General features: G+C 59.5%; 22 protein-coding genes. 5 read left to right on the plus strand and 17 right to left on the minus strand.

The annotated features are described in order from the left end of the window. Positions 1-62 precede the first annotated feature (62 nt). From proX to G5179_RS06205, 7 genes are all read right to left on the minus strand, one after another. Positions 63-1061 (minus strand): glycine betaine/L-proline ABC transporter substrate-binding protein ProX, encoded by a 999-nt coding sequence (gene proX, locus G5179_RS06175; protein ID WP_227342055.1) that lies wholly within the window; start codon positions 1059-1061, stop codon positions 63-65. Beyond that, positions 1058-2212: a glycine betaine/L-proline ABC transporter permease ProW gene (gene proW, locus G5179_RS06180; RefSeq protein ID WP_421258057.1), complete on the minus strand. Its 1155-nt coding sequence runs from the start codon at positions 2210-2212 to the stop codon at positions 1058-1060. Before proW ends, proX begins: the two co-directional genes overlap by 4 nt. Then, positions 2209-3405: a glycine betaine/L-proline ABC transporter ATP-binding protein ProV gene (proV, locus tag G5179_RS06185; RefSeq protein ID WP_421258058.1), complete on the minus strand. Its 1197-nt coding sequence runs from the start codon at positions 3403-3405 to the stop codon at positions 2209-2211. The genes proW and proV overlap by 4 nt, the downstream gene beginning before the upstream one ends. Before the next feature lie 555 nt (positions 3406-3960). Next, complete coding sequence (gene folA, locus G5179_RS06190; RefSeq protein ID WP_421205079.1) at positions 3961-4452, minus strand: type 3 dihydrofolate reductase; 492 nt, start codon at positions 4450-4452, stop codon at positions 3961-3963. 18 nt (positions 4453-4470) lie between these two features. Then, complete coding sequence (locus G5179_RS06195) at positions 4471-4938, minus strand: threonine/serine exporter family protein (protein ID WP_026035076.1); 468 nt, start codon at positions 4936-4938, stop codon at positions 4471-4473. Next, positions 4935-5732, minus strand: coding sequence for a threonine/serine exporter family protein (locus tag G5179_RS06200; RefSeq protein WP_421258059.1), 798 nt, complete (start codon positions 5730-5732; stop codon positions 4935-4937). The genes G5179_RS06195 and G5179_RS06200 overlap by 4 nt, the downstream gene beginning before the upstream one ends. Positions 5733-5967: 235 nt before the next feature. Further along, a complete protein-coding gene (locus G5179_RS06205) occupies positions 5968-6303 on the minus strand; it encodes a DUF3135 domain-containing protein (RefSeq protein ID WP_421205075.1) in 336 nt (111 codons plus the stop codon). Between the two features lie 393 nt (positions 6304-6696). Between G5179_RS06205 and mog the strand changes: the two genes are divergently transcribed. Beyond that, the gene (mog, locus tag G5179_RS06210; protein ID WP_005354170.1) at positions 6697-7227 is read left to right on the plus strand and encodes a molybdopterin adenylyltransferase; all 531 of its coding nucleotides are present in this window, start codon (positions 6697-6699) and stop codon (positions 7225-7227) included. A gap of 83 nt (positions 7228-7310) precedes the next feature. Here the strand turns inward: mog and G5179_RS06215 are convergent, their stop codons facing one another. The 7 genes from G5179_RS06215 to trmB all read right to left on the minus strand — a co-directional run bounded on the left by G5179_RS06215 (position 7311) and on the right by trmB (position 12969). Further along, positions 7311-7712 carry a DUF2541 family protein gene (locus G5179_RS06215; protein WP_129503427.1) on the minus strand — a complete coding sequence of 134 codons (402 nt, stop codon included), beginning with the start codon at positions 7710-7712 and terminating at the stop codon, positions 7311-7313. A 169-nt stretch (positions 7713-7881) separates the two neighbouring features. After that, a complete protein-coding gene (locus G5179_RS06220) occupies positions 7882-8091 on the minus strand; it encodes a YgdI/YgdR family lipoprotein (protein ID WP_129503426.1) in 210 nt (69 codons plus the stop codon). A 113-nt stretch (positions 8092-8204) separates the two neighbouring features. Beyond that, positions 8205-9380, minus strand: a complete 1176-nt coding sequence (locus G5179_RS06225; RefSeq protein ID WP_421258060.1) for a S8 family peptidase — start codon at positions 9378-9380, stop codon at positions 8205-8207. Positions 9381-9506: 126 nt separating this feature from the next. Beyond that, positions 9507-10802 carry a sulfurtransferase gene (locus G5179_RS06230; protein ID WP_421258061.1) on the minus strand — a complete coding sequence of 432 codons (1296 nt, stop codon included), beginning with the start codon at positions 10800-10802 and terminating at the stop codon, positions 9507-9509. Positions 10803-10831: 29 nt separating this feature from the next. Further along, positions 10832-11752: a glutaminase B gene (gene glsB, locus G5179_RS06235; RefSeq protein WP_421258062.1), complete on the minus strand. Its 921-nt coding sequence runs from the start codon at positions 11750-11752 to the stop codon at positions 10832-10834. 122 nt (positions 11753-11874) lie between these two features. Beyond that, on the minus strand, positions 11875-12207 hold the full coding sequence (locus G5179_RS06240) for a YggL family protein (RefSeq protein ID WP_005348158.1): 333 nt from the start codon (positions 12205-12207) through the stop codon (positions 11875-11877). 48 nt (positions 12208-12255) lie between these two features. Then, positions 12256-12969 carry a tRNA (guanosine(46)-N7)-methyltransferase TrmB gene (gene trmB / locus G5179_RS06245; RefSeq protein ID WP_005335228.1) on the minus strand — a complete coding sequence of 238 codons (714 nt, stop codon included), beginning with the start codon at positions 12967-12969 and terminating at the stop codon, positions 12256-12258. A gap of 274 nt (positions 12970-13243) precedes the next feature. On the opposite strand from trmB, the gene G5179_RS06250 reads away from it, so the two are divergent. Both G5179_RS06250 and G5179_RS06255 read left to right on the plus strand, forming a co-directional pair. Beyond that, on the plus strand, positions 13244-14311 hold the full coding sequence (locus G5179_RS06250) for a M28 family metallopeptidase (protein ID WP_216953001.1): 1068 nt from the start codon (positions 13244-13246) through the stop codon (positions 14309-14311). 206 nt (positions 14312-14517) lie between these two features. Next, complete coding sequence (locus G5179_RS06255) at positions 14518-15699, plus strand: PLP-dependent aminotransferase family protein (protein ID WP_144714308.1); 1182 nt, start codon at positions 14518-14520, stop codon at positions 15697-15699. Between the two features lie 75 nt (positions 15700-15774). Here G5179_RS06255 and G5179_RS06260 read toward each other — a convergent pair whose 3' ends face one another. After that, complete coding sequence (locus G5179_RS06260; protein WP_144714306.1) at positions 15775-17304, minus strand: EAL domain-containing protein; 1530 nt, start codon at positions 17302-17304, stop codon at positions 15775-15777. Positions 17305-17556: 252 nt separating this feature from the next. Between G5179_RS06260 and G5179_RS06265 the strand changes: the two genes are divergently transcribed. Next, positions 17557-18462 carry a TIGR01777 family oxidoreductase gene (locus G5179_RS06265; RefSeq protein WP_421258063.1) on the plus strand — a complete coding sequence of 302 codons (906 nt, stop codon included), beginning with the start codon at positions 17557-17559 and terminating at the stop codon, positions 18460-18462. A gap of 129 nt (positions 18463-18591) precedes the next feature. Here the strand turns inward: G5179_RS06265 and G5179_RS06270 are convergent, their stop codons facing one another. Further along, positions 18592-21039, minus strand: coding sequence for an ABC transporter permease (locus G5179_RS06270; RefSeq protein ID WP_421258064.1), 2448 nt, complete (start codon positions 21037-21039; stop codon positions 18592-18594). Positions 21040-21075: 36 nt separating this feature from the next. Continuing rightward, on the minus strand, positions 21076-21771 hold the full coding sequence (locus G5179_RS06275; protein ID WP_216952998.1) for an ABC transporter ATP-binding protein: 696 nt from the start codon (positions 21769-21771) through the stop codon (positions 21076-21078). A 56-nt stretch (positions 21772-21827) separates the two neighbouring features. Between G5179_RS06275 and G5179_RS06280 the strand changes: the two genes are divergently transcribed. Then, the gene (locus G5179_RS06280; RefSeq protein ID WP_216952997.1) at positions 21828-22439 is read left to right on the plus strand and encodes an arylesterase; all 612 of its coding nucleotides are present in this window, start codon (positions 21828-21830) and stop codon (positions 22437-22439) included. Positions 22440-22446: the final 7 nt, after the last annotated feature.

Here is a 22446-nt window from a genome sequence, read left to right on the forward strand (position 1 = left end):
AAAAACGCCCGGCAACAGCCGGGCGTTTTAATTTGCGCAAAAGGGTGGCATTCCACCCCTCATTACTTGGCGGCGCGCGCCTGGGTCAGCCAGTCGTTCACCAGCACCTCGTGGCCCTTGAGCCAGGCGTCGGCGTGACGCTCCACATCCGCCGGCTTGTTCTGCCCCTTGTTCATCAGGCCGTTCTGCACGTTGATGTCATTGAGCGGAAGCTTGACGATGGAGAACAGCCTGGCGGCTGCCGGGTTGGCCTCGGCGAACTGCTTGTTGGCCACTATATGCATGGTGTTGACCGGGAAGCCATAGTTCTTGCCGTTCGGCAGCCGGGTCTTGGCCGCATCAGGGCCGTCGGCTGGCACCTCCAGCCACACCACGTCCTTGCCCGGCACCAGCTCGCTGCTGAGCCAGTAGGGGGTCCAGGTGTAGTAGAGCACCGGCTTGCCGGCCTGGTAACGGGCACGGGTATCGGCGATCAGCGCCGCGTAGTTGCCCTGCTTGTGGGTGACGGTCGGGGTCAGGCCGAACCCGGCCAGATGACGGTTGATCGCCTCTTCGCAGCCCCAGCCCGGGTTGCAACCCACCAGGTCGGCCTTGCCGTCGCCATCGCCGTCAAACAGCGCCGCCAGCTTGGGATCCTTGAGCTGACCCAGATTGGTGATGCCGTAGCGAGTCGCGGTCTGCTTGTCGATGAGATAGCCCTGGGCGGCCCCGGCCACATAGGTGCCCTCACGGAAGAACACCTTGTCGCCGCCAGCCTGCTCATACTTGTTGTTTTGCAGCGGTATCCAGTTGAAGGCGAGGAAGGTGCCATCCCCCTGCGCCACCGAGGCGTAGGCCACGTTGTAATCCACCTCCTGGGCCGGCTGGACGTCATAGCCGAGGCGCGCCATCAGCTTGCTGACCAACAGGGTCTGAAAACTCTCCTCCGGCAACGAGCTCTGCAGGGGCTGGACGCGCACTCCCTCCCCCGGCAGCTCGGTGCTGGCCATGGCGAGCGGGCCGAGCAGTTGGGAGCTCAACAGCAGGGAACCCAGGGTCAGCGTCTTGGTAATGAGCCTCATGCATTTACTCCTTTGTAATCGATAGACTTGTCGCGGCCGAGCAGGCGCAGCAGCAGGGCGGCGGGGCCGCGCTGATACCAGCGGCCGGTACGACTGCGATCCGGCTGTCCCATCGCCTGGGTCAGGCGGTCGAGCACGATGGCCAGCAATACGATGCCGAGGCCGCCGATGGAGGCGAGCCCCATGTCGAGCCGGCCGATGCCGCGCAGCACCATCTGGCCGAGGCCCCCCACCGCAATCATGGAGGCGATCACCACCATGGAGAGTGCCAGCATCAGGGTCTGGTTGACCCCAGCCATGATGGTGGGCATGGCGAGCGGCAGTTGTACCTTGAACAGCAGCTGAGAGGGGCTGGCACCGAACGAGTGGGCCGCCTCAACCAGATCCGCAGGCACCTGGCGAATGCCCAGCATGGTCAGCCGGATCATCGGCGGCAGCGCGAAGATGACGGTCACCACCACCCCGGGCACGTTGCCGATACCGAACAGCATGACGATGGGGATGAGGTAGACGAAGGCCGGGGTAGTCTGCATCGCATCCAGCAGCGGCCGGGTCCAGCGCGACAGTCGCTCGCTCCTCGCCAGCAGGATGCCGACCGGCAGCCCGATCAGCACGCAGAAGAACAGCGAGGTCAGCACCAGCGACAGGGTCACCATGGCATCGGACCAGGCGCCGATAAGGCCCACCACCACTAGCGAGAACAGGGTTCCCAGCGCCATGCGAGCGTTCACCAGTTGCCAGGCGATCAGGGTCAGCAGACCGATCATCAGGGTGGAAGGTACCGTCTGCAGCAGATGGGTCATGCCGCCCAGCGCCAGCTCCACCGGTGCACGGATCAGCTGAAACACGGGACGCAGGTTGTCCACCAGCCAGCCGATGCCATCCTCGACCCAGCTGTCCAGTGGCACCAACGCCTGCTGGAAGGGATCCAGCCAGTCGACGGCAGCTGTGGTATCCACCGTCTCGATCTGGTTCTGCCAGTCGGTGGCGGCGGTGGCGGTATCACTCCAGGGATCGGCCACCTCGATGGCACTAGAAGCCGTGGCGCCCCAAGGGTCGGCCGCCACCTCATCGGCACGCAGGGCGGGGCTCGCTAGCAGCACCAGGGCCAGCAGCCCGCTCAGTAAAAAATTGGGATTCATCAGCTTCATGCCGGGGTACTCCTGTCCAGGGTGTTCAGCAGGTTGGCCTTGGAGATGAGGCCAAGATAAGTGCCATCCTCCTCGACCACGGGCACCTGACAGGGGGCGGCCGCCACCTGGCTGATCAGTTCGTTGAGGGCGGTGTCCGCCATAATGGGCCGGATGTCCGCCAGCAGCGCCTGCTCCAGGCTGCCTTTGGCCCTGACTGCATGACCGAGCGACTCCACCGAGACGACCCCGATGAAGCGACGCCGGCGATCCACCACGTAACCGAACTCCCGCTCCTGCTCCTTGAGCTGGCGCAGGGCGTTGCCCGGCCCGTCGGTGGTGTGCTTCTTGATGAGCGGCATCTGCTTGCGGCTGGCCACGTCGCGGGCGCTGAACACGTTGGCCAGATCCACCCCGCGAAAGAAGGCGCGCACATAGTCATTGGCGGGCTGGTTGAGGATCTCGTCCGGGGTGCCGACCTGCACCAGCTGGCCGTCCTGCATGATGGCGATGCGATCGCCGATACGCATCGCCTCGTCCAGATCGTGAGAGATGAAGACGATGGTGCGCTGCTGGCTGGCCTGCAGCTTGAGCAGCTCGTCCTGCATCTCGGTGCGGATCAGCGGATCCAGCGCCGAAAAAGCCTCGTCCATCAGCAGGATGTCAGGGTCGTTGGCGAGTGCGCGGGCCAGGCCGACCCGCTGCTTCATGCCGCCGGAGAGGGCATCGGGGAAGGCATCGATCCACTGACCCAACCCCACCTGATGGAGCGTCTGGCGGGCGCTCTGCTGGCGCTCCGCCAGCGGCACACCGGCCAGCTCCAGCCCGAAGGCGGTGTTTTCAAGCACGCTCAGGTGCGGCATCAGGGCGAAGGACTGGAATACCATGCTGATCTTCTTGCGCCGCACCTGACGCAGCTCGCCGTCGGAGATGGCGGCGATGTCCTCGCCATCGATCAGTACCTGGCCGCGGGTCGGCTCGATCAGCCGGTTGAAGAGACGCACCAGGGTGGATTTGCCCGAGCCGGAGAGGCCCATCACCACGAAGATCTCCCCTTCGTCGATGGCCAGATTGACATCCTGGACCCCCAGGGTCTGCCCGGTTTTTTGCAGGATGCTGGCGCGGTCATGCCCTTTCGCCAGCAATTTGAACGCTTTTTCCGGCTGATCGCCGAAGATTTTGTAGAGTGATTTAACCTCGAGTTTGACTGTCATACTGTCCTTTTTTCATGGTCGACATCTTGGTGATTAACCTGCCGAACGCGAGCCAACTGCTTTTTACACTAAGCAATAAACACCCAAAACAAAAGAACCAATAGAGTCCCCAAAAGCAAACCACAAAATAAACAATTGATTTTAAAAAGTTATTTTTATCAATAAAAACCGAACAAAGCCTGGTCTTATCCATAAAATCTTCCATATAAAACGAAGATGCACTGGGAAAAATCATTCAAAAACAATCAAAAAAGCGCAAGAAAATGCAGGTTAATGACGGTAACTGTGTGACGCGCCATCCAAATAATCAACAGCGACCAAATAATTACACATCTAACTATTTATTGGTCACAATGAGGACAGATTGGGGGACAAGAAAAGGAGCAGAGGAGGGGCAGAGCAGAGGATGAAGGTGCGTTCACACGCCGCGATGAGATCGCCCTGCCACCTCTGGACAATCGGCCTGCTGGCACGGAGCTTCTGGCAAATAGCCCGTGCGAAAAAAGCCCCTTGTGCAACACAAGGGGCTATCAGCCAGAGCGGTAACGCCGCCCGTCAACGCCGCTGCCAGGTTTCGAAACAGTAGAAGTGGGGATTCTTCTCGTCAGGCTGATGTGACTCGCGCTCGATGCACGACCAGTCGCCCTCGTCGAAGGCCGGAAAGCGGGTATCACCCTCCACCGCCAGATCGATGCGGGTCAGATAGAGCCTGTCGGCCCGTGGCAGCAGCTGGCCGTAGAGATGACCGCCTCCGATCACCATCAGCTCGGCCACGTCACTGCCGGCCAGCAGCGCCAGCGCCGCGTCCACCGAGTCGATCACCTCCACGCCGTCGGCCCGGTAGTCGGGGTTGCGGCTGATCACCAGATTGCGCCGTCCGGGTAGCGGTCGACCGATGGATTCGAAGGTTTTGCGCCCCATCAATACCGGTTTACCGAGGGTGACACGCTTGAAGTGAGCCAGATCGGCAGGCAGATGCCAGGGCATCTGGTTGTCCTTGCCGATCACCCTGTCGTGGGCCATGGCGGCAATCATGGAAATCTTCATGGGGCCTCTCACCGTCTGTCAGATTATGGGGCGGTTACGGTACACGACCAGAGAGGGGATCGCCAAACCGAAACTGAGGGCACCGACGATAAAGAGCGCCTTGAGGCCGTTCTCCACCGCACTCTGGATCAACTCCATGGTCACGCCATTGATGTTGAGCTCCACTACCGCAATCATGGTCTTGAAGGCATAGCTGCCCGGGATCATCGGAATAATGGAGGCAACGCTGAACACCGGACGCGGCGCCAGCAGACGGCGCGACCAATAGACGCAGACAAAGCCGACCGTGGTCGCTGCCGCCAGCGTCGCCCACTCGATGGGCATGCCGTAGTGGATCAGCAGGGTACGCAAGCTGTGGGCCAGTGCGCCGCCCATGGCGCAATACTTCAGCATCCGTGGCGGCACGTTGAACAGCATGGCAAACCCCACCGCTGGAATGGAGGACCAGAAGGCATCCTTGGCCAGTAGCCAGAGCAAATCCATCATACTTTCCACCCCCAGATCCCGGTGACCGACATGGCCAAAATGATACCTATGGCAGCGCTGATGGTCAGCAGGGTCGCGGTCCCCCAGCGGGCCAGCCCCATGTTGAAGTAGCCCTTCACCATGTCGGAGACGGCATTGATCAGCGGAAAGCCCGGCACCAGCAGCAGCACGCTGGCCGCCATGGCGAGATAGGGCTGGTCACCCCAGTTAAAGAAGGTGGCGCTGGAGGAGAGCAAGGTGGCAATAAAGCCGGTGGCGGCAAAGTTGATGAGCGGGCTGTGGTGATGGCGGGCCATCAGCTGGCGCACCCGCATCGCCACGGCAGACGAGAAACAGGTAACCAGGAAGATGGGCCAGTCACCGCCAAACAGCAGGCTGAAGGCGCCGCAAGAGAGCCCTACCATGGGGACCACCAGCCAGGGGTGATAGTGAAAGGGGGCGATGGCCTCGAGCCGCTGGCGCACTTCACGGGCACCGATCAGCTCTTTCTCCGCCATGATGCAGATCCGCTGGATCTCGCACACCACCTGCATGTTGATGCCATGCTCGCGCACCCGCCGAGTGGTGGTGACACAGCTGCCCTGATAGAGACTGGTGAGCACAATGGCGCTCGACGAGATAGCCATTTCGACACTCTCCAACCCCAGCGCCATCCCCAGTCGCACCGTGGTCTGTTCGATGATCCGGCTCTCCGCCCCGAACTGGGCCAACAACTGACCCACCTTGACGATAATGCGGGTGATCTCTGTCTGTTGCTCCCGCGACAACACCCGTCTTGGTGTGATACTTCTCATAATCCCTTCGAGTCGTAGCAATAAAAATTTCGGCCATATTAGCCTAACTTTTACCGTTATTCACCCACCTCAATCACAACCTGACTAATAATTTATTACAAGAAGGAGAAAAGAGATTACAGCACAAATACATTACGACCAACATTAAAAACCATAACAATCAGGTCGTCAGCAATTCCCTTTATTATGACCTCACCGATTTGGCTGAAATATCAACCAAGGAGTTTCTTGCAGATTATTTACGACGTCGATAGTCCGCCAGACGGATTATTTTACCACTGCCATCGTTTTCAGGCGGAGGCTCTCCCTCTTCTCTGAACTGGATCATTTCGCTGCGCATCAGATAAAAGGATTCCCGCATCATGTTGGCAATCCGGATACAGCTGTCTAGATTGTTTTTAGCCAGCCGACGCTGACCATCAATCTTGAACTGCAATCCGCGCAGACGGCGCTGCTGATCGGGGCTCGCACGGGCCATCAACTGGTCGATCTGCTGCTCCAGGATCGCATCCAGCCGGGAAGGCTCTCTCGCGGCCAACTCCTTCAGGGTGTCAAAATCAGGCAACTCCATATGCCCTCCTTGGCGACTATTGCTGGCAACACACTGCGGTACCACACCATCACGTCCCAGCCATATAAATCTGTATATACGACGCGGCTAAAAAGGGTTCAATCCATCCACTGGGGACTAAACCGGACAATGGTCACTACGAGGGTGTCTATCTATTTTAATTGTGTTTGGAAACAAGCGATTGTTTTTAATTCAGGCGAGATAAAACACTTATACATTTTAGGTTGTGATTTTCTGTTTTTTATTGCAAATAAAAATCCGGGTGGCCTTATTTTGCTTCATTCGACACTTTATTCTTCCCTCACCGACCCGCGTCATCTCCTGACGGTTTAACATATCCCACTGATTATGTTATTTTAATTGCCACTTTTATCGGACATTCAAGAGCAGACCATGAGCAAGGCAAAAATCGGTATCGTCACCGTCAGCGATCGCGCCAGCGCGGGTATCTATGAAGACCTCTCCGGCAAGGCCATCATCGACACCCTGAACGCCTATCTGACCTCGGAGTGGGAACCTGTCTATCAGGTGATCCCCGATGAACAGGATCAGATTGAAGCGACCCTGATCCGGCTGGCGGATGAAGAGCAGTGTTGTCTCATCGTCACCACAGGCGGCACCGGCCCGGCCAAGCGGGATGTCACGCCGGAAGCGACCGAAGCGGTGTGTGATCGCATGATGCCGGGCTTTGGCGAGCTGATGCGGGCCGAATCCCTCAAGTTTGTGCCGACCGCCATTCTGTCGCGCCAGACAGCCGGACTGCGCGACGACACCCTGATCGTCAATCTGCCGGGCAAGCCCAAATCGATCCGCGAGTGTCTGGATGCAGTATTCCCCGCCATCCCCTACTGCATCGATTTGATGGAAGGGCCGTATCTCGAGTGCGATGAAACTGTCATCAAGCCATTTCGGCCGAAAAAATAGCAAAGCCGACCATAAAAAATAATGGCGAGCCACGGCTCGCCATTATTTTTAGCTCATCTGTTCGTGCAGACAAAATGCATCGATTATTTACGGCCGAATACTTTTACGCCCGCTTTGCTGCGCTCTGAATTACCGTACACTTCGATCTTTTTCACACAACGACGCGAACCCAGTGATTTCCACTCGGTCTCTTTATCACTGCTCATCTCCCGATCGAAGCGAATGGTTTTGGTACGATCACCACCATAGGTCACCACCACCCGATCCAGGGTCAAATCACGTTCCGCCTTCACCTTGATATATTTGGTCTGACGGCAAATCACCAAAGGAATTGTCGCACCATGATCACCGGCCCCCAGCAAAATAGTCCGCCCCAGCGTGAACTGATCATCGCCAGCATGGCTGGCTGACGCCACCACCAGCAAGACACCACCCAGCAGGGTGCGCGCGGAAAAACGGGAATTCCAGATAGACATCAGGGACATAACACCTCCAATAAAAAACGGAGTGCAATAATACGGACCGAACCATAACGGAAGCTGTACCCGAACGCGCATTTGCGGCGAAAGAGGGGCGATTGCCTGAGAAAATGGAGGAATTTGCCGGTAAAAATGTGAAGGGCCGCATATTGCGGCCCTGACTGCATATGAGCGCTCAACGCTCCATGATCTGGGTCACATCTTCTTTATTGATCATCACCTCACGCCCTTCATGATCGTAATAGCGATACATACCGGTACTCTCGTCCAGCTTGGGCTTGCTCTCTGTGGTGATCATCTTGCCATCCTTGGTGCTCATGATGTATTGGGAGCTGCATGCTACCAGCCCCAGGGCGCACACCAGGATCATCATCAGTTTTTTCATAGGCGCACTCTTCTCCTTTCACCCTCACCACGAGGGTGTCATATCCAGCCTACTCCAATCCGGCAGGCAGTCGGAAAATTGCACAATAAAGTGAGATCACCATCAAAAATCAGTTACTTGCGACCACCCGGTTTGCCACTGCTACCGGTACCGGAACCACAGCCAAGTGCCAGCCGATCTGCCGCGACTCTGGCCTGCACCAGACCATAGCCATAGCTGTTGTCCCGTCCGACAGCCCCCAGATCCTGGGCGCTGCTGCGCAGGGTCTGGCGCAGTTGATCATTGCTGCACTCCAGCCGCTGTGACCAGGCCAGGGTGGCGACCCCGACCACATGAGGGGTCGCCATCGAGGTACCGCTGTAGCTGGCGTAACCACTCGGCACGGTCGACAGCACAGCAACACCGGGGGCCGCCAGCTCCACCTGATCGTTGCGTTGCGAGAAATAAGCCAACTGCTTGCTGCCATCGATAGCAGCCACGCTCACCACACTGCTGTAAGAGGCGGGATAGGACTTGCTGGTGTTGCCCGCATTGCCCGCCGCCGCCACACTCAACACATTCTGGCTGTAAGCCTGATTGAACGCCTGCTCTTCCGTCTTGCTGGGCACATTGCCCCCTAGGCTCATATTGATGACCATGCGAGTAAAGCCACGACTGCTCATCCCCTGCTTGCAGGCATTGAGAGCCCCCACCAGGTTGGAGGTATAGGCCCAGCCGTTGGCGCCAAACACCTTGATGATGTGCAGCGGGACACTCTGATTCGGCAAGACACCGACCACGCCTATGTCGTTCCCCCCAATGGCAGCTATGGTGCCTGCCACGTGGGTGCCGTGACCGTTTTCGTCACTGCTCCAGCTGCCTGTACCTGCGTTGTCACTACCCTGCACCTGCGCCCCATGGGGCAGATCCGGGTGATTGCCGCTATAGCCAGAGTCAATGATGCACACCAGCACCTCTCCGGCCATACCATCGCTCAGTTGTGGCGCCTGTACCATGGGAATGCCATAAGGCAGGGTCTCGGCACTGGCATAACGCTTGGCATCCGGCTCCACCCACAGCACGTTGGGGTTGCGCGCCAGCGCTGTCGCTGCAGCAGCTGGCAACCAGAGCGCCAGCGCATGCTGCTCGGGCAGTTGCAGGGCCAGCTCGCCCCCCATCCCTTTGCTTTGGGCCAGCACAGCGGCCTCCGCCCCCGGCTTGAGTTGCACCAGATAACGAGCCCGTTCGGCAGCCATTACCCCCTGTGCCAGTACGCCTGCCACCAGCAGGCCTGTCCATATCCGTCTCATCAGTCACTCCTTCCATCGACCTGATAGCCACCAGCAAAGTGTAGTGGCAGGCTGGCGCAGGTCCGAGCGGATACAAAAAGGCCGGACATCTCTGTCCGGCCTCTTCTTTCAAGCGCAAGAACGCAATCATGACTTGGCAGGCTGACGCTCACCGGTCACGGTCGGGTTCTTGGGATCAGAACTCCACTCGTACCAACCGCCGTCGTAGACGCTGATCTGTTTCCAGTCCATCAGCCAGGCGTAGAAGAAGGCCTCGGAGGCGCGCCAGCCGGTACCGCAGTAGAATGCAGCCTGCTGGGTCGGCTCGATATTCCACTGCTCCCACATGGCGAGGATCTCGCGGGCCGGCTTCATGGTGCCGTCCGGGTTGTGGAAATCACTCATGCTGTTGGCATCCACCCCACCGTGACCCCACTTGGCCCCCGGGATATCGCCCTTCGGCTTGATGTAGCTGTAACCTGAGGTGTTGCCGACAAACTCGTCCCAGGTACGCACGCTGACCAGTGCGCTATCGGGCTTCTTGAGCAGCTCTTTTGCCTGACTTAACGTGGTGTAGTACTCGGGGTGAGCGGGAATGGCCACGCCAAACTCCTTCACCGGCTCATATTTGTTGGGCAGACCGGTTTCGGTGCGCAGGTGCTGGATAAACCAGGCATCCAGACCACCGTCCAGCAGGCGTACATCTTCCACCCCCGCATACATCATCAGGTGCGCGGCACGGGCGGCCGCCATGGTGTTGCGACCGTAAAGGATCACTGTGGTGTCGTGACGGATGCCGTTATCCAGCAGCAGCTTCTTGAGCGCTTCGTCAGAGACCTTGTTCCACAGCGGCTCCTCTTCGAGGCTGTTGGTATCGATATAACCGGCCCCCGGGATGTGGCTGATGAGGTAGGCCTTGGGTGAACCCCAATCCACTTCAAACAGCTTCCAGTCGCCCTTGGGCGCCGCGGCAACTGGCTTGCCCTCTTGCAGATCCGCCAACCAGCGCGGATAGACCAGCTGCTGCCAGCGTGCCAGCGACTCGCGCGGTGCGGCTTGCCACCCTTGCAGCTCGAACAGCTGCTTGATCCCCTGCTTGCGCAGCAGACGGGCCACCTCGGCCACTTCGCGGGACGCACCGTAGAGGGCAACCGGACGATCGGCCTTCAGCCCCTTGATCTCGAGCGCCTTTGGCCACTCTTCATCGCTGTATTTCCACTCGGCAGAGAGGTTCTCGGCACCCGCCACATGGCCGCCCTGCTTCTCCCCTTCCATCGGCCACCCCTGATAGAAGTAGCTGGCGCGGGTATCCAGGATGACCGCCTGTTTGGCCTTGGCATCGGCCAGCGAAAGCGGCGGCAACTCCCCAGCCACGGCGGGCAGGGCACACCAGAGCAGTAAGGTCGCCAGCACGGCCTGCAGGAAGCGAAGATGTCGTTTCATGGTGATTTCTCGATTCATAGTGAACAAGGTTAAAAAATGGAGCGACCCAGCCGCTCGGCCAGCAGCTCCAGCGCCGCCGTGCCCGCCAGCGAGTTGCCGGCTTTGTTGAGCTCGGGCGACCAGACACAGACGCAGAGCTCGCCCGGGATCAGGGCGATGATACCGCCGCCGACCCCCGATTTGCCCGGCATGCCGACCCGATAGGCAAAATCGCCCGCCTCGTCATAGAGGCCGCAGGTGGCGAGCAGGGCGTTGACCTGTTTGGTGGTGCGGGCGGGCAGCAGCGGCACGCTCTCGCCCAGTGGCACACCACGGTTGGCAAGATAGATGAATGCCCGCGCCAGATCGACGCAGCTCATGCGAATGGCACAGGCATTGAAGTAGCTTTGCAGCACCTTGTCCACTTCGTTTTCGAAGTTGCCATAGGCCTTCATCAGATAGGCGATGGCGGCGTTGCGGGCAGAGTGCTGATATTCGGAGCGGGCGACCACCTGATCCGCCATGATGGCCGGATTGCCGGAAAGGCGGCGAGCCAGCTCCAGAGTACGCTGACGCGGTGCAGTGAGGCGGGTCTCCAGCAGATCGCTCACCACCAGCGCTCCGGCATTGATAAAGGGGTTGCGGGGGATCCCCTGCTCGAACTCGAGCTGTACCAGCGAGTTGAAGGGCTGGCCGGAGGGCTCCTTGCCCACCCGGGCCCAGATCTCCTCCTCCTGATAGAGAGTGAGTGCCAGGGTCAGGCTCAGGGCCTTGGAGATACTCTGGATGGAGAAGGGTTCGAAAGAGTCACCGGCGGTGAACAGCTCCCCCTCGACGGTACAGACTGCGATACCAAGCCGATCGGCCGGTACCTGAGCCAGTGCCGGAATGTAGTCGGCCACCTTGCCTTGTCCCAGCAACGGGCGCACCTCTTCAAGGATGCTGGCCAGTAATTCGGATGACAACACCATAAGCAATAAGCGATTCCATGACTAAAACAGCGGTGGAGATCCCATCCCCACTGACAAAAATCCCGCCAGCGGCGGGATTTTTCAGTTACCCACAACAAGGCGCCAGATGCGGCAGCCTTGTATCAGGCCGGTTCACCGTACCAGAGATCGAACAGCTCGGTAACGACCACGGCTTCCATCCCCTTGCCTTCCAGCCAGGATTTGACGGCGGCGCGGTCTTCTTCGGTACACTTGCCCAGTTGCTGGGTGCAGATCATCCCTTCCCAGGCCAGGTGACCGGAGCCGGCAAAAGCCAGTTTACGGGGTTCAACAACCTCATCGATCATCGCATCGACTACCGCATCGATGGTCTCTTCGGCAGTGCCGACCGGGAAGTTGAAACTGATGTCGAAGCCCATTTCCTGGAATTCATCGACGCGCAGTTTCTTGCGCAGGCGGCGGCTACGATTGGCCATGATAGCTCCTCAAGTTAGTTGATACGCTAGGTGTGTTGACGTGCCAGCTTAGCTGACACGCTTGAAAATCAGATCCCAAACCCCGTGGCCAAGACGGTGGCCACGTTGTTCAAATTTGGTCAGCGGACGCCAGTCCGGACGAGGCACCCAGTTGCCGGTGGCAGAGGTATTCTCGTAACCCTCGGCGGCGCTCATCACTTCCAGCATATGCTCGGCATAGTTTTCCCAGTCGGTCGCCATGTGGAACACGCCACCGATGGCCAGCTTCTGGCGAATATCCTGGGCAAACGCAGGCTGTACGATGCGGCGCTTGTGGTGACGGCTCTTGTGCCAGGGATCCGGGAAGAAGAGCTGCAGGCAGGAGAGTGAACCGTTCGGGATCATGTGCTCCAGCACCTCGACCGCATCGTGGCAGATCACCTTCAGATTGGTGACGCCCGCTTCCTGAGCGGTACCCAGACATGCACCCACGCCCGGGGAGTGCACTTCGATGCCAATGAAGTTCTTCTCGGGGGCATTCTTGGCCATCTCCACCAGAGAGGCGCCCATGCCAAAGCCGATCTCCAGCACCACAGGTGCCTCGCGGCCAAACAGTGCGACCAGATCGAGCTGCTTTGGCTCGAAATCGATGCCCATGACCGGCCAGAGCTCTTCCAGGGCCTTCTCCTGCCCTTTGGTCAGGCGGCCTTCGCGACGGACAAAGCTGCGGATCTTGCGCATGAACTTGCCGTCTTCGTTAAATACATCTTGGGTCACAGGCATAATGGTCTCGTTATTTCATCAATCCGGGTAATAAATCTTGTGTCCGATCCCGAGCGGGACCGCGCGCGGCTCATCATTTCATCAACCCGCGAAAACAGGGGAGCGAATTATCCCAAGATAGGCCCAAGGCGCAAGTGTTTCGCGAAACAAATCCCTCATCTCTCTCCATTTCATTGACAACAGTTGACAAATGCCGACCCGTTCACAGAATCGGTCACGCGTCGAGTACATGCTGCCTGCGCAAATAAAACCATACACAACAAAGGATTGCAGTATGAAATACAGAGCATTGGCGTTTGCCATCACCACTTTGCTTGCGGGATGCGACACATCAACAAATAACTCACAAACCCCTGCTGCCGCCGAGCAGGCCTATGAGTATCTGGTGCAGTTGAGCTCAACCGCAGAAGGGATTGGCGCGCGCCCCACGGGGACAGAGGCAGAAACTCGTGCCGCGGCATGGATCCAGGACCATCTGACCGGTTGGGGCTACGATGTGCAACGCCAACCCTTCACCTACACCAAAAGCGGCGCCAGTAAAAACTCCCAAAACCTGATCGCTGAGCTCAAGGGCACAAGTGACAAGGTGATCCTGATCGGCGCCCACTACGACAGTACGGGCGACAAGAAAGGTTCTGAAGGAGCCACCGACAACGGCGCTGGCGTCGCAGCCCTGCTGGCAGTGGCTGAGGCGCTTAAAGGACAAACCTTGCCCTACACGGTTCGCTTTGCATTCTTCGGGGCGGAGGAGAACGGTCTCAACGGCTCCAAAGCCTATGCCGCCAGCCTCGACAGCACCGCCGTCGCCAAGCTGCTGGCGATGGTGAACTACGACACCATCGCCGGGGGCGACATCGTCTACGTCCACTCAGCCCACTCGGACGTCGCCGAATACAACTGCACAGATCCGAGCCGCTACAGCTTCGATCCCAAGGTGCGGGATCGCCTGCTTACCCTCTCCAAACAGACTGCGACCCCGTTTGCCATTCATCCCAGCTACAGCGGTTATCCGGAAGGGGAGACTGGCAGCTGGTCAGATCACGCTCCCTTTGCCTGCCTGGGGGTGCCGATCGCCTACGTTGAAGCGACCAACTTCACCATCAACGGCGCTGATGGCTATGACGGCTACTCCCAAAGCACCAATCCAGCGCTGTGGGACTGCTATGACGCCACCACCAAGAGCGCCTGCGATCGTGACAGCGAAACCCAGTGGGGAAAAATCTGGCACACCCAGTACGACCGCCTCGACAAGATGGCGGAACTATTCCCAGGCAGAGTAGAAAGCCAACTTGGCGCCAACACCGATCTGATGATCCGCTTCCTCAAGGAACCGGGTTTGTAAGGTCAGTTGCTTGTCCACAAAACAAGATCGCCCTAACTCATTTCAATTCATGGGAGCCATACGGGCAGGTAAAATTCGGGAAGGTGCCAAACCTGCCCTTTTTGGGCGATTTTTGTGACAATCATTGCCTCATTTCTGAAATCTGATACAAACGGATAACCTGGCGGTCGAATGGAGCGACCGCCCACATGCCGAGAGAATTGTCTATGCAGCCGTTTTTTGCCCAGCGCTTCGAGAAGGTTGAGCCTTCCTTTATCCGTGAAATCCTCAAAGTTGCCGCCAATCCGGAGATCATCTCCTTCGCTGGTGGCCTGCCCAATCCCCACCTGTTTCCGGTCAAGGCGATCGATCAGGCCTGTCAGGATGTGCTACGCGAGCAAGGGGCTGCCGCCCTGCAATATGCGGCGACCGAAGGCTTCGCCCCGCTGCGCCAATATATTGCCGACCGCTATCTGACCCGCCACGGCATGCAGGTCAATCCGGACAACATCCTCATCACCAGCGGCTCCCAGCAGGCGCTGGATCTGCTGGGCAAGGTGCTGATCGACGAGGGTCAGGATCTCATCATCGAAGAGCCGGGTTACCTTGGCGCCATTCAGGCTTTCTCTGTCTATCAACCCACCTTCAAGCCGATCACCCTTGAAGAAGAGGGTCTGGATCTGGCGGCGCTGGATGCGCTGCTGGCAAGCGGATCCAATGCCAAGCTGCTCTACGGCGTGCCCAACTTCCAGAACCCGAGCGGTGTCTCCTACAACCGTGCCAACCGCGAGGCACTGGCCGAGCGACTGGTGCGCCACGAGCTGTTGATGGTGGAAGATGATCCCTACGGCGAGCTGCGCTTCGAAGGGGAGCATCTGCCCCCCATTGCCAAGCTGGCGCCAAACAATACCGTGCTGCTCGGCTCGTTTTCCAAAACCGTGGTGCCCGCCTTCCGTCTGGGCTGGATGCTGGTGCCGGAGTGGCTACGCAAGAAGGTGACCATCGCCAAGCAGGCAACCGATCTGCACAGCAACGCCTTCAGCCAGCAGGTGCTGCACCGCTTCCTGACCGACAATTCACTGGATGCCCATCTGGAGAAGATCAAGGAGGTCTATGGTCGCCAGCGTGCCGCCATGGAGGCTGCACTGGCCCGTCACTGCCCGCCCGGCGTCAGCTACACCAGACCGGAAGGGGGCATGTTCCTCTGGCTGACTCTGCCAGCCCACATCAGCGCCATGGCGCTGTTTGACGAGGCGATCAAGGAGAAGGTAGCCTTCGTGCCCGGCGCCCCCTTCTATGTACGCCCCGAAATCAAGAACACCCTGCGCCTGAGCTTCTCCTGCGTCGATGAGGCGACCATCGAGGAGGGGGTCAAGCGGCTGGCCCGCGCCCTCCAGCGGATGCTCTGAACGCCCAAGCCAAACCGTATTAACAAAAAACCAGCGAGCGCTCGCTGGTTTTTTTTATGCTCCCCATTCACCCGTTCAGCCAAACAGGGTCTTGCAAAACTGCTTCATCGGAATGGGGCGGCCGTAGCGATATCCTTGCAGATAGTCAACGTGGCGAGCCCGCAGGTAGTCCGCCTGCGACTGCTTCTCGACCCCCTCCGCGATCAGGATCAATTCAAGTCGCTTCGCCAGATCAATCACGTTTTCAACGATATGGCTGGAGAGTGCATCCGTACCGATCATCTCTACAAAGCTACGGTCAATCTTGATTGCATCGACCTGAAACTGCTGCAGATAGGTCAGACTGGAGTGACCGGTGCCAAAGTCATCTATAGCGATCAACACGCCCAGTTTGCGCAACTCGGCAAACATCCGGGCGGTTGTCTCATCAGCCACCAGCAGCTCCCGCTCCGTCAGCTCCAACCCCAAATCAACGGGATTGTCCTTAAACGCGTCGAGAAAGGCCTTGCAGTCAGCCAACAGGTCGAGATCCTGGAAGTGCTTGGCGCTGATATTGAAGCAAAAATGAAACTTTGCCGGCAGCTTGCGGGCATAAGGGGAGAAGTGGTCACGCACCTCGGCCATCAACAGGCTGGTCATGGGCACGATCAGGCCGCTATCTTCCGCCAGCGGGATAAAGCGATCCGGCGAGATCATCCCCTGCTTGGGATGCTGCCAGCGCATCAGCACCTCACAGCCACGCCACTGCTCATCCTCACCGGAGACCACCGGCTGCAGGTAGGGGATAAACTCCTCCTCGATCAACGCCCGCTTGAGCTCCTCCGCTGGTGAGCTGCTACGCCCCATCAGCCTGAAGGTGCCGAATCCAATCAGCAGCGCCAGCAGTGGAGAGAGGATCAAGGTATCTCTGGAGTAGCGCCATGCGTGGCTCAAGTAATCATGCACCGTGATCCGGGTGACGACCTGATAGGGGAAATCGGCCGAAGCGAGGGCAATATAACCCTCTTCTGCCGGAGAGGGCGCCGCCCCGAACTGACCTGAGCCAAACAGTGCCCTCTGCCCCACCACCAGAGCCATCGGGGAGTTCTTGCTGGAGATCTCCAGGGTATTGCGCAGGTAGTAGCCATCCACACCGATCAGCACACTCCCCTTGTCCGTTTCGTGGCGCAGCACGATCAGGGGGCGATCCGGTGTGACCTCATTGCCTGGCAGCAGTTGCAGCCTGCCATCCACATAACTGTCAGGGTTGAAGGGGCCATCGTAGTCACCATAGAGCGAGGTGCAATAGATACGATTTCCTATAGCCAGATTGGCAGAGCGGACATCAGGCACAGTGGCCACCTGTTCGCGCAGCAGTTGTGCCGCCTCCTTGCAGGAGTGACCAAGCATCCCCTCCACATTGATGGCCGCTTGCCGGGCATGGCCGATGGAGCGATCAAACATCATCCGGGCATGCTGCAAGCGTGAATCGGAATCATGCTCTATCTCGGTCACTGTCTGCCAGATAACGGCAACAACCCCCAGCAGCAGGATCCCGCCCCCCATCAGTAGTGCCACCAGAATCCTCGAGTAAAGCTGGCGAAGTTTCAAACGACGAAATGGCATGGCGGCCTCTTTGATGCTCGGATGGTGGGTGACAGCCCCGGTGGACAGGCGAAAGGGTCGCCATAATAGCGATTGAACAACAAATGTCCACCCGACAAAAATCAATCAATTCAAACTATTGTTCAACAATATGTCGCAAGAAGAGGATAGAGTTAACATCAGTCGAATGAACAAAACGTGTCAAACTCGTCCACTTGTTGAAGGAGGACGACGCCATTAGAGTAGAGCAAACGGCAGCAGGAGCGTGCAACGATGAAGATTCTGATTACCGGAGGAACCGGCTTTATCGGCCGCAAGCTGGTTGCCCATCTCAAGGTCAATCACGAGGTCGTGGTATTGAGCAGGCAGGGGAGCCGCGCCTACTCCCTGCTCGGTCACGATATCAAGGTATTGGATAACCTTGACCGGCTCGATGACCTCAATGACGTGGACGCAGTGATCAATCTGGCGGGTGAACCCATCGCCGCCGGACGCTGGAGCGAATCGCGTAAACAGCTGCTCTGCGACAGCCGCTGGCTGCTGACCGAGCAGCTGGTTGATCTCATCAAGCTCTCCACAACGCCGCCCAAGGTGCTGATCAACGCCTCCGCCATCGGCTGGTATGGCAGACAGGGCACCGAAACCCTCGACGAGCAGTGCCGCTCTCCCAACGACGAGTTCACCCACCAACTCTGCCAACAGTGGGAGACCCTGGCACTGGAAGCACAAAGCAAGCAGACCCGGGTCTGTATCGTGCGGATCGGGCTGGTGCTCGGCATGGATGGGGGAGCGCTACCCAAAATGCTCCCCCCATACCGACTCGGACTCGGCGGCCCCATGGGGTCGGGCAGCCAGATGATGAGCTGGATCCATGTGCAGGATCTGGTGCGCGCCATCCTGTTCATACTGGAGCACGAAGAGTGCAGCGGCATCTTCAACGGAACCGCCCCCCATCCGGTCAGCAACCGGGAGTTCAGTGAGACTCTGGCCGCGACCCTGCACCGTCCACACCTCTTCTTCGTCCCGACGCCGCTGTTGCAACTGGTGATGGGGGAGGCGGCAGATCTGCTGCTGACCGGACAAAAGGTGATACCAACAAGGCTGCAACAGGCCGGTTTTCACTTCAGCTATCCCGAGCTGCCGAGCGCCCTCACCAATCTTCTGCGTGAGCCCCGCTAACTACTAACAACAGCTCACAGCGTCCGCTCGTCAGCACCTCGTATAGCAAGCAGCCCGACCAATGGCCAGGCTGCTTGTTTATTGTGGATACTCGATTGCACTTGGTCGCATCGGCTCGCGCTGGCGGGATTACAACAGTCCCTGACCCAGCCCCCGCAGCCGATCGCTCAGGGTGCCAGCCAGCAGCTGGCGCTGCATCCCCTGCCCCGCCAGCGTCACCAACAGCGCGCCCAGAGTCGGCAGACCGAGCCAGATGGCCCAGTGGAACTGCCACAACCCCTCGAACCACCACCACTGCAGGCCAAAGGAACAGAGCTCCACCACCATGGCGGCGCAGAGCCCCGCCAGCGCACCACTGGCCACCAGCTCCCAACGCAGCATCTTTTTCAGCAGTTCGCTGCTGGCACCCAGGGTGCGCATCAGCAGCAGTTCGCGCCGACGCTGAGCCATGCTGGCTTGGGTCTGGGTCAGCAGCACCAGCAGCGCGGCCACTGTCACCAGCCCCAGCATCAGCGCCAGTGCACGGCTCACCTGCTCCGATACCTGAGTGAGCCGCGCAATCAGGTCATCCACATCGATAAGACTCACCGTGGGGTGGCGGCGGATCAACTCCACCTCGGCAGTGCGCCCCGCCTCGGGCAGCCGGTAGCTGCCAAGCCAGGTACGGGAGAAGGGTGCCAGCAGATCCTCGGAGAAGATCATGTAGAAGTTGGGGCGCATATTGTCCCACTTGATGCTGCGCAGACTGGTGACCCTGGCGCCGAAGCTGCGCCCCTCGATGGTAAAGGCGAGCATGTCCCCCAGCTTGATATCGAGCCGCTTGGCCAACTCGCTATCCACCGACACCTCGCCGGACCCGGCAAGCCACTTCCCGGCCACCAGCTTGTTGTCGGTTGGCAGGGTAGCCGTGGTGGTGAAGTTGAGCTCCCGATCTACCCCCTCGCGGCCACTGCTGGCCCCCTCGCCCACCGCCTCACCGGCAATATGGGTCAGCCTGCCGCGCACCATGGGATAGAAATCGGAGGTGGTGGCCCCGGCCGCCGCCAGTTCGCTCAGGATCCCCTCCCGTTCGTTCTCGGTCACATTGACCAGAAAACGGTTGGGTGCATCAACGGGGAGACGGGCCGAAAACTCATCCAGCAGATCGACCCTGGCCGCCCAGAGCAAGCCAAACAGCATCAATGCCAGCGCAAAGCCCGCCAACTGAAACAGGCCGCTGCTGCGCTCGCGCGACAGGTGGGCCAGAGCCAGCCGCAAGGCATGAGGCCCGTTCACTCTTGCTCCCAGCCGCAACATCAGCGCCGCCAGCAGGGCCAGCAGCCCCATCAGCAAGCCCATACCACCGACCAGACCCAGCGCCAGCCGCACATCGGCGGTAAAGCCCCAGACCAGCGCAAACAGCCCGAGCAGACCGACCGGCAGGGCCAGCCAGGGGGGAATCCCCGCCTCCAGCTCGCGACGCAACACCCGTAGCGGCGGCACCTTCAGCAGCCGCAAGAAGGGCACAAAAGCGAGCAGCAGGGTGATAAAGAGCGCCACTGCCACGCCCAGCACAAAGGGGCGCCAAGAGGGGGGCGGCAGATCCGGCGGCAGCAGGTCCCCCAGCAGTTGCAAGGTGATCCACTGCATGGCAGTGCCCGCCACCAGACCCAGCAACGCGCCGATCAGCGTCAACGACAGCAGCAGGGTTCCCATCAGTTGCCAGAGCGAGCGACGGGATGCCCCCAGGGTTTTGAGCAGCGCCACCATATTGGTCTGGCGCTCGGCAAAGTGGCGCACAGCGATCCCCATCGCCAACGCCCCCAGCAATACCCCGCTTAGGGAAGCAAGCCGGAAGAAACGCTCGGCATTGGCCAGCGAGCGGCCGACACGGGATTCGCTGTCATCCGGTTTGATCCACTTCTGTCCGGCCTGCAACTGCGGCAATAGCCACTGTTCGTAACGAGCAAGCGACTCTCGCGGCCCCTTGAACAGATAGCGCCACTGCTGGCGGCTGCCGGGGAGCAGAGCGCCGGTCGCCTCGATATCAGCGCTATGGATCAGTGCACGCGGCGCCAGCAAGAAGGGGCTGAAACCCTGATCCGGTTCCTCGCCAAGCAGACCGGCCACCTTGAGCACCGTATTGCCCACCTCCAACTCATCCCCCGTTTTGGCCTTAAGCAGCTGCATCACCCGGGCGGAGAGCCAGATCTCGCCGGGGGCCGGGGCGCGGGCAGGTTCCAGAGTGAGCTTGCCATAGAAGGGAAAACCATCGGGCACCGCCCGAATGGAGGCGAGCTGCAACGCATCGCCATGAAACAGCATGCTGTTGAAGCTGACGGTGATCTGCACCGCCAAGCCATCCTGTTTCGCTCGTTCCAGCCAACCATCCGGCAGGGCGGCGGCGGTGCGCAGCACCCGATCCGCTCCGATAAAGTCGCGGCCAGACGCCTTGAGTCCGGCATCGAGCCGATCCGCCACCAATGCCACACTCAAGACACACGCCACGCTAAGCGCAAGCGCCAGCACAAACCAGCGCAGCTCGCCGCTGAAACCTTCCCGGCGCAGCAGTCGCCATCCCAATCGCCACGGCATCATCCCTTGCATCTCCCGCCTGACCCGCAGCTCACCCCGTTACACCACATCATGGGCCACCTCGAGATCCAGTCTGCCCGCCGTCATGACCAGTTGCCGCTGGCAACGCTCGGCCAGCTGATGATCATGGGTCACTACCACTAGCGTGGTGCCGTGCTTGCGATTGAGTTCAAACAGCAGCTCGATCACCTTCTCGCCGGTCTTGCTGTCGAGGTTGCCGGTCGGCTCGTCTGCCAGCAGCAGGCTGGGACGGGTCATAAAGGCGCGAGCGATGGCCACTCGCTGCTGCTCGCCGCCAGAGAGCCGAGGCGGCAGATGGTGCAACCGCTCGCCAAGCCCGACAGCCGCCAACAGCTCGCGGGCCCTCGGCTCGCAGTGGCGCTCGCCACGCAGCTCGGCAGGCAGCATCACATTCTCCAGCGCAGTCATGGTCGGGAGCAGCAGAAACGACTGGAACACAAAACCGATCTGTTCGGCGCGCAATCGGGCCCGCCCCTCTTCATCCAGCTCGCCAAGGGATTTGCCGAGGATTTCTATATCCCCCTGACTCGGCAGATCGAGTCCTGCCAGCAATCCCAGCAGGGTGGACTTGCCGGAGCCTGAGGCGCCGACCAGGGCCACCGTCTCGCCGCTATTGACTTGCAGATCGATCCCTTCAAGGATGGTGAGGCTTTCCTGGCCGAGGCGAACCGATTTGCCGAGGCCCTTGACGACAATAATGGGGGTTGAACTCATGCTCTGTATCCTTTGTTCCAATCCCTTGATGACAATCCATAGCGGGAGTTGAATTGATGGTGCGTATTCTGTTTGCCTTTTTGGTTGGCCTCGGCAGCCTGCTCTCGTCGGCTCAGGCCCAGACCCTACTGGTGCTGGGTGACAGTCTGAGCGCCGGCTATCAAATGCAGGCTGAGCAGAGCTGGCCTGCCCTGCTCAACCAGAAATGGCAGGAGGAGGGGGGCAAACACACCCTGCTCAATGCCAGCATCAGCGGTGAAACGACACAAGGGGCGCTGGCCCGTCTGCCTGCGCTGCTGAAGGAGCACAAGCCAGACTGGCTTCTGATCGAACTGGGGGGCAACGATGGCCTGCGTGGCTTCGCGCCGACCATTACCCGCCAGAATCTGGCCAGCATGATCGCGCTCGCCAAGGAGCAGCAGACCCGTGTGGTGTTGACCCAAATCCAGCTGCCCCGCAACTACGGTGCCCGCTATCTGCGCCAGTTCGAACAGATCTTTCCCGAGTTGGCCCAGGCTAACGATCTGCCCCTGCTGCCCTTCTTCATGGATGATATTGCGCTGCGCCCTGAACTTATGATGAACGATGGTATTCATCCCACCCCTGCGGCCCAGCCCAAGATCCGCGACAAGGTAGCCGGTTTTATTGAGCCCCTTATGGAGCCATAAGAAACAT

It is taken from the genome of Aeromonas sp. 600886, from assembly GCF_049174935.1.
GTDB lineage: Bacteria > Pseudomonadota > Gammaproteobacteria > Enterobacterales > Aeromonadaceae > Aeromonas > Aeromonas veronii_A.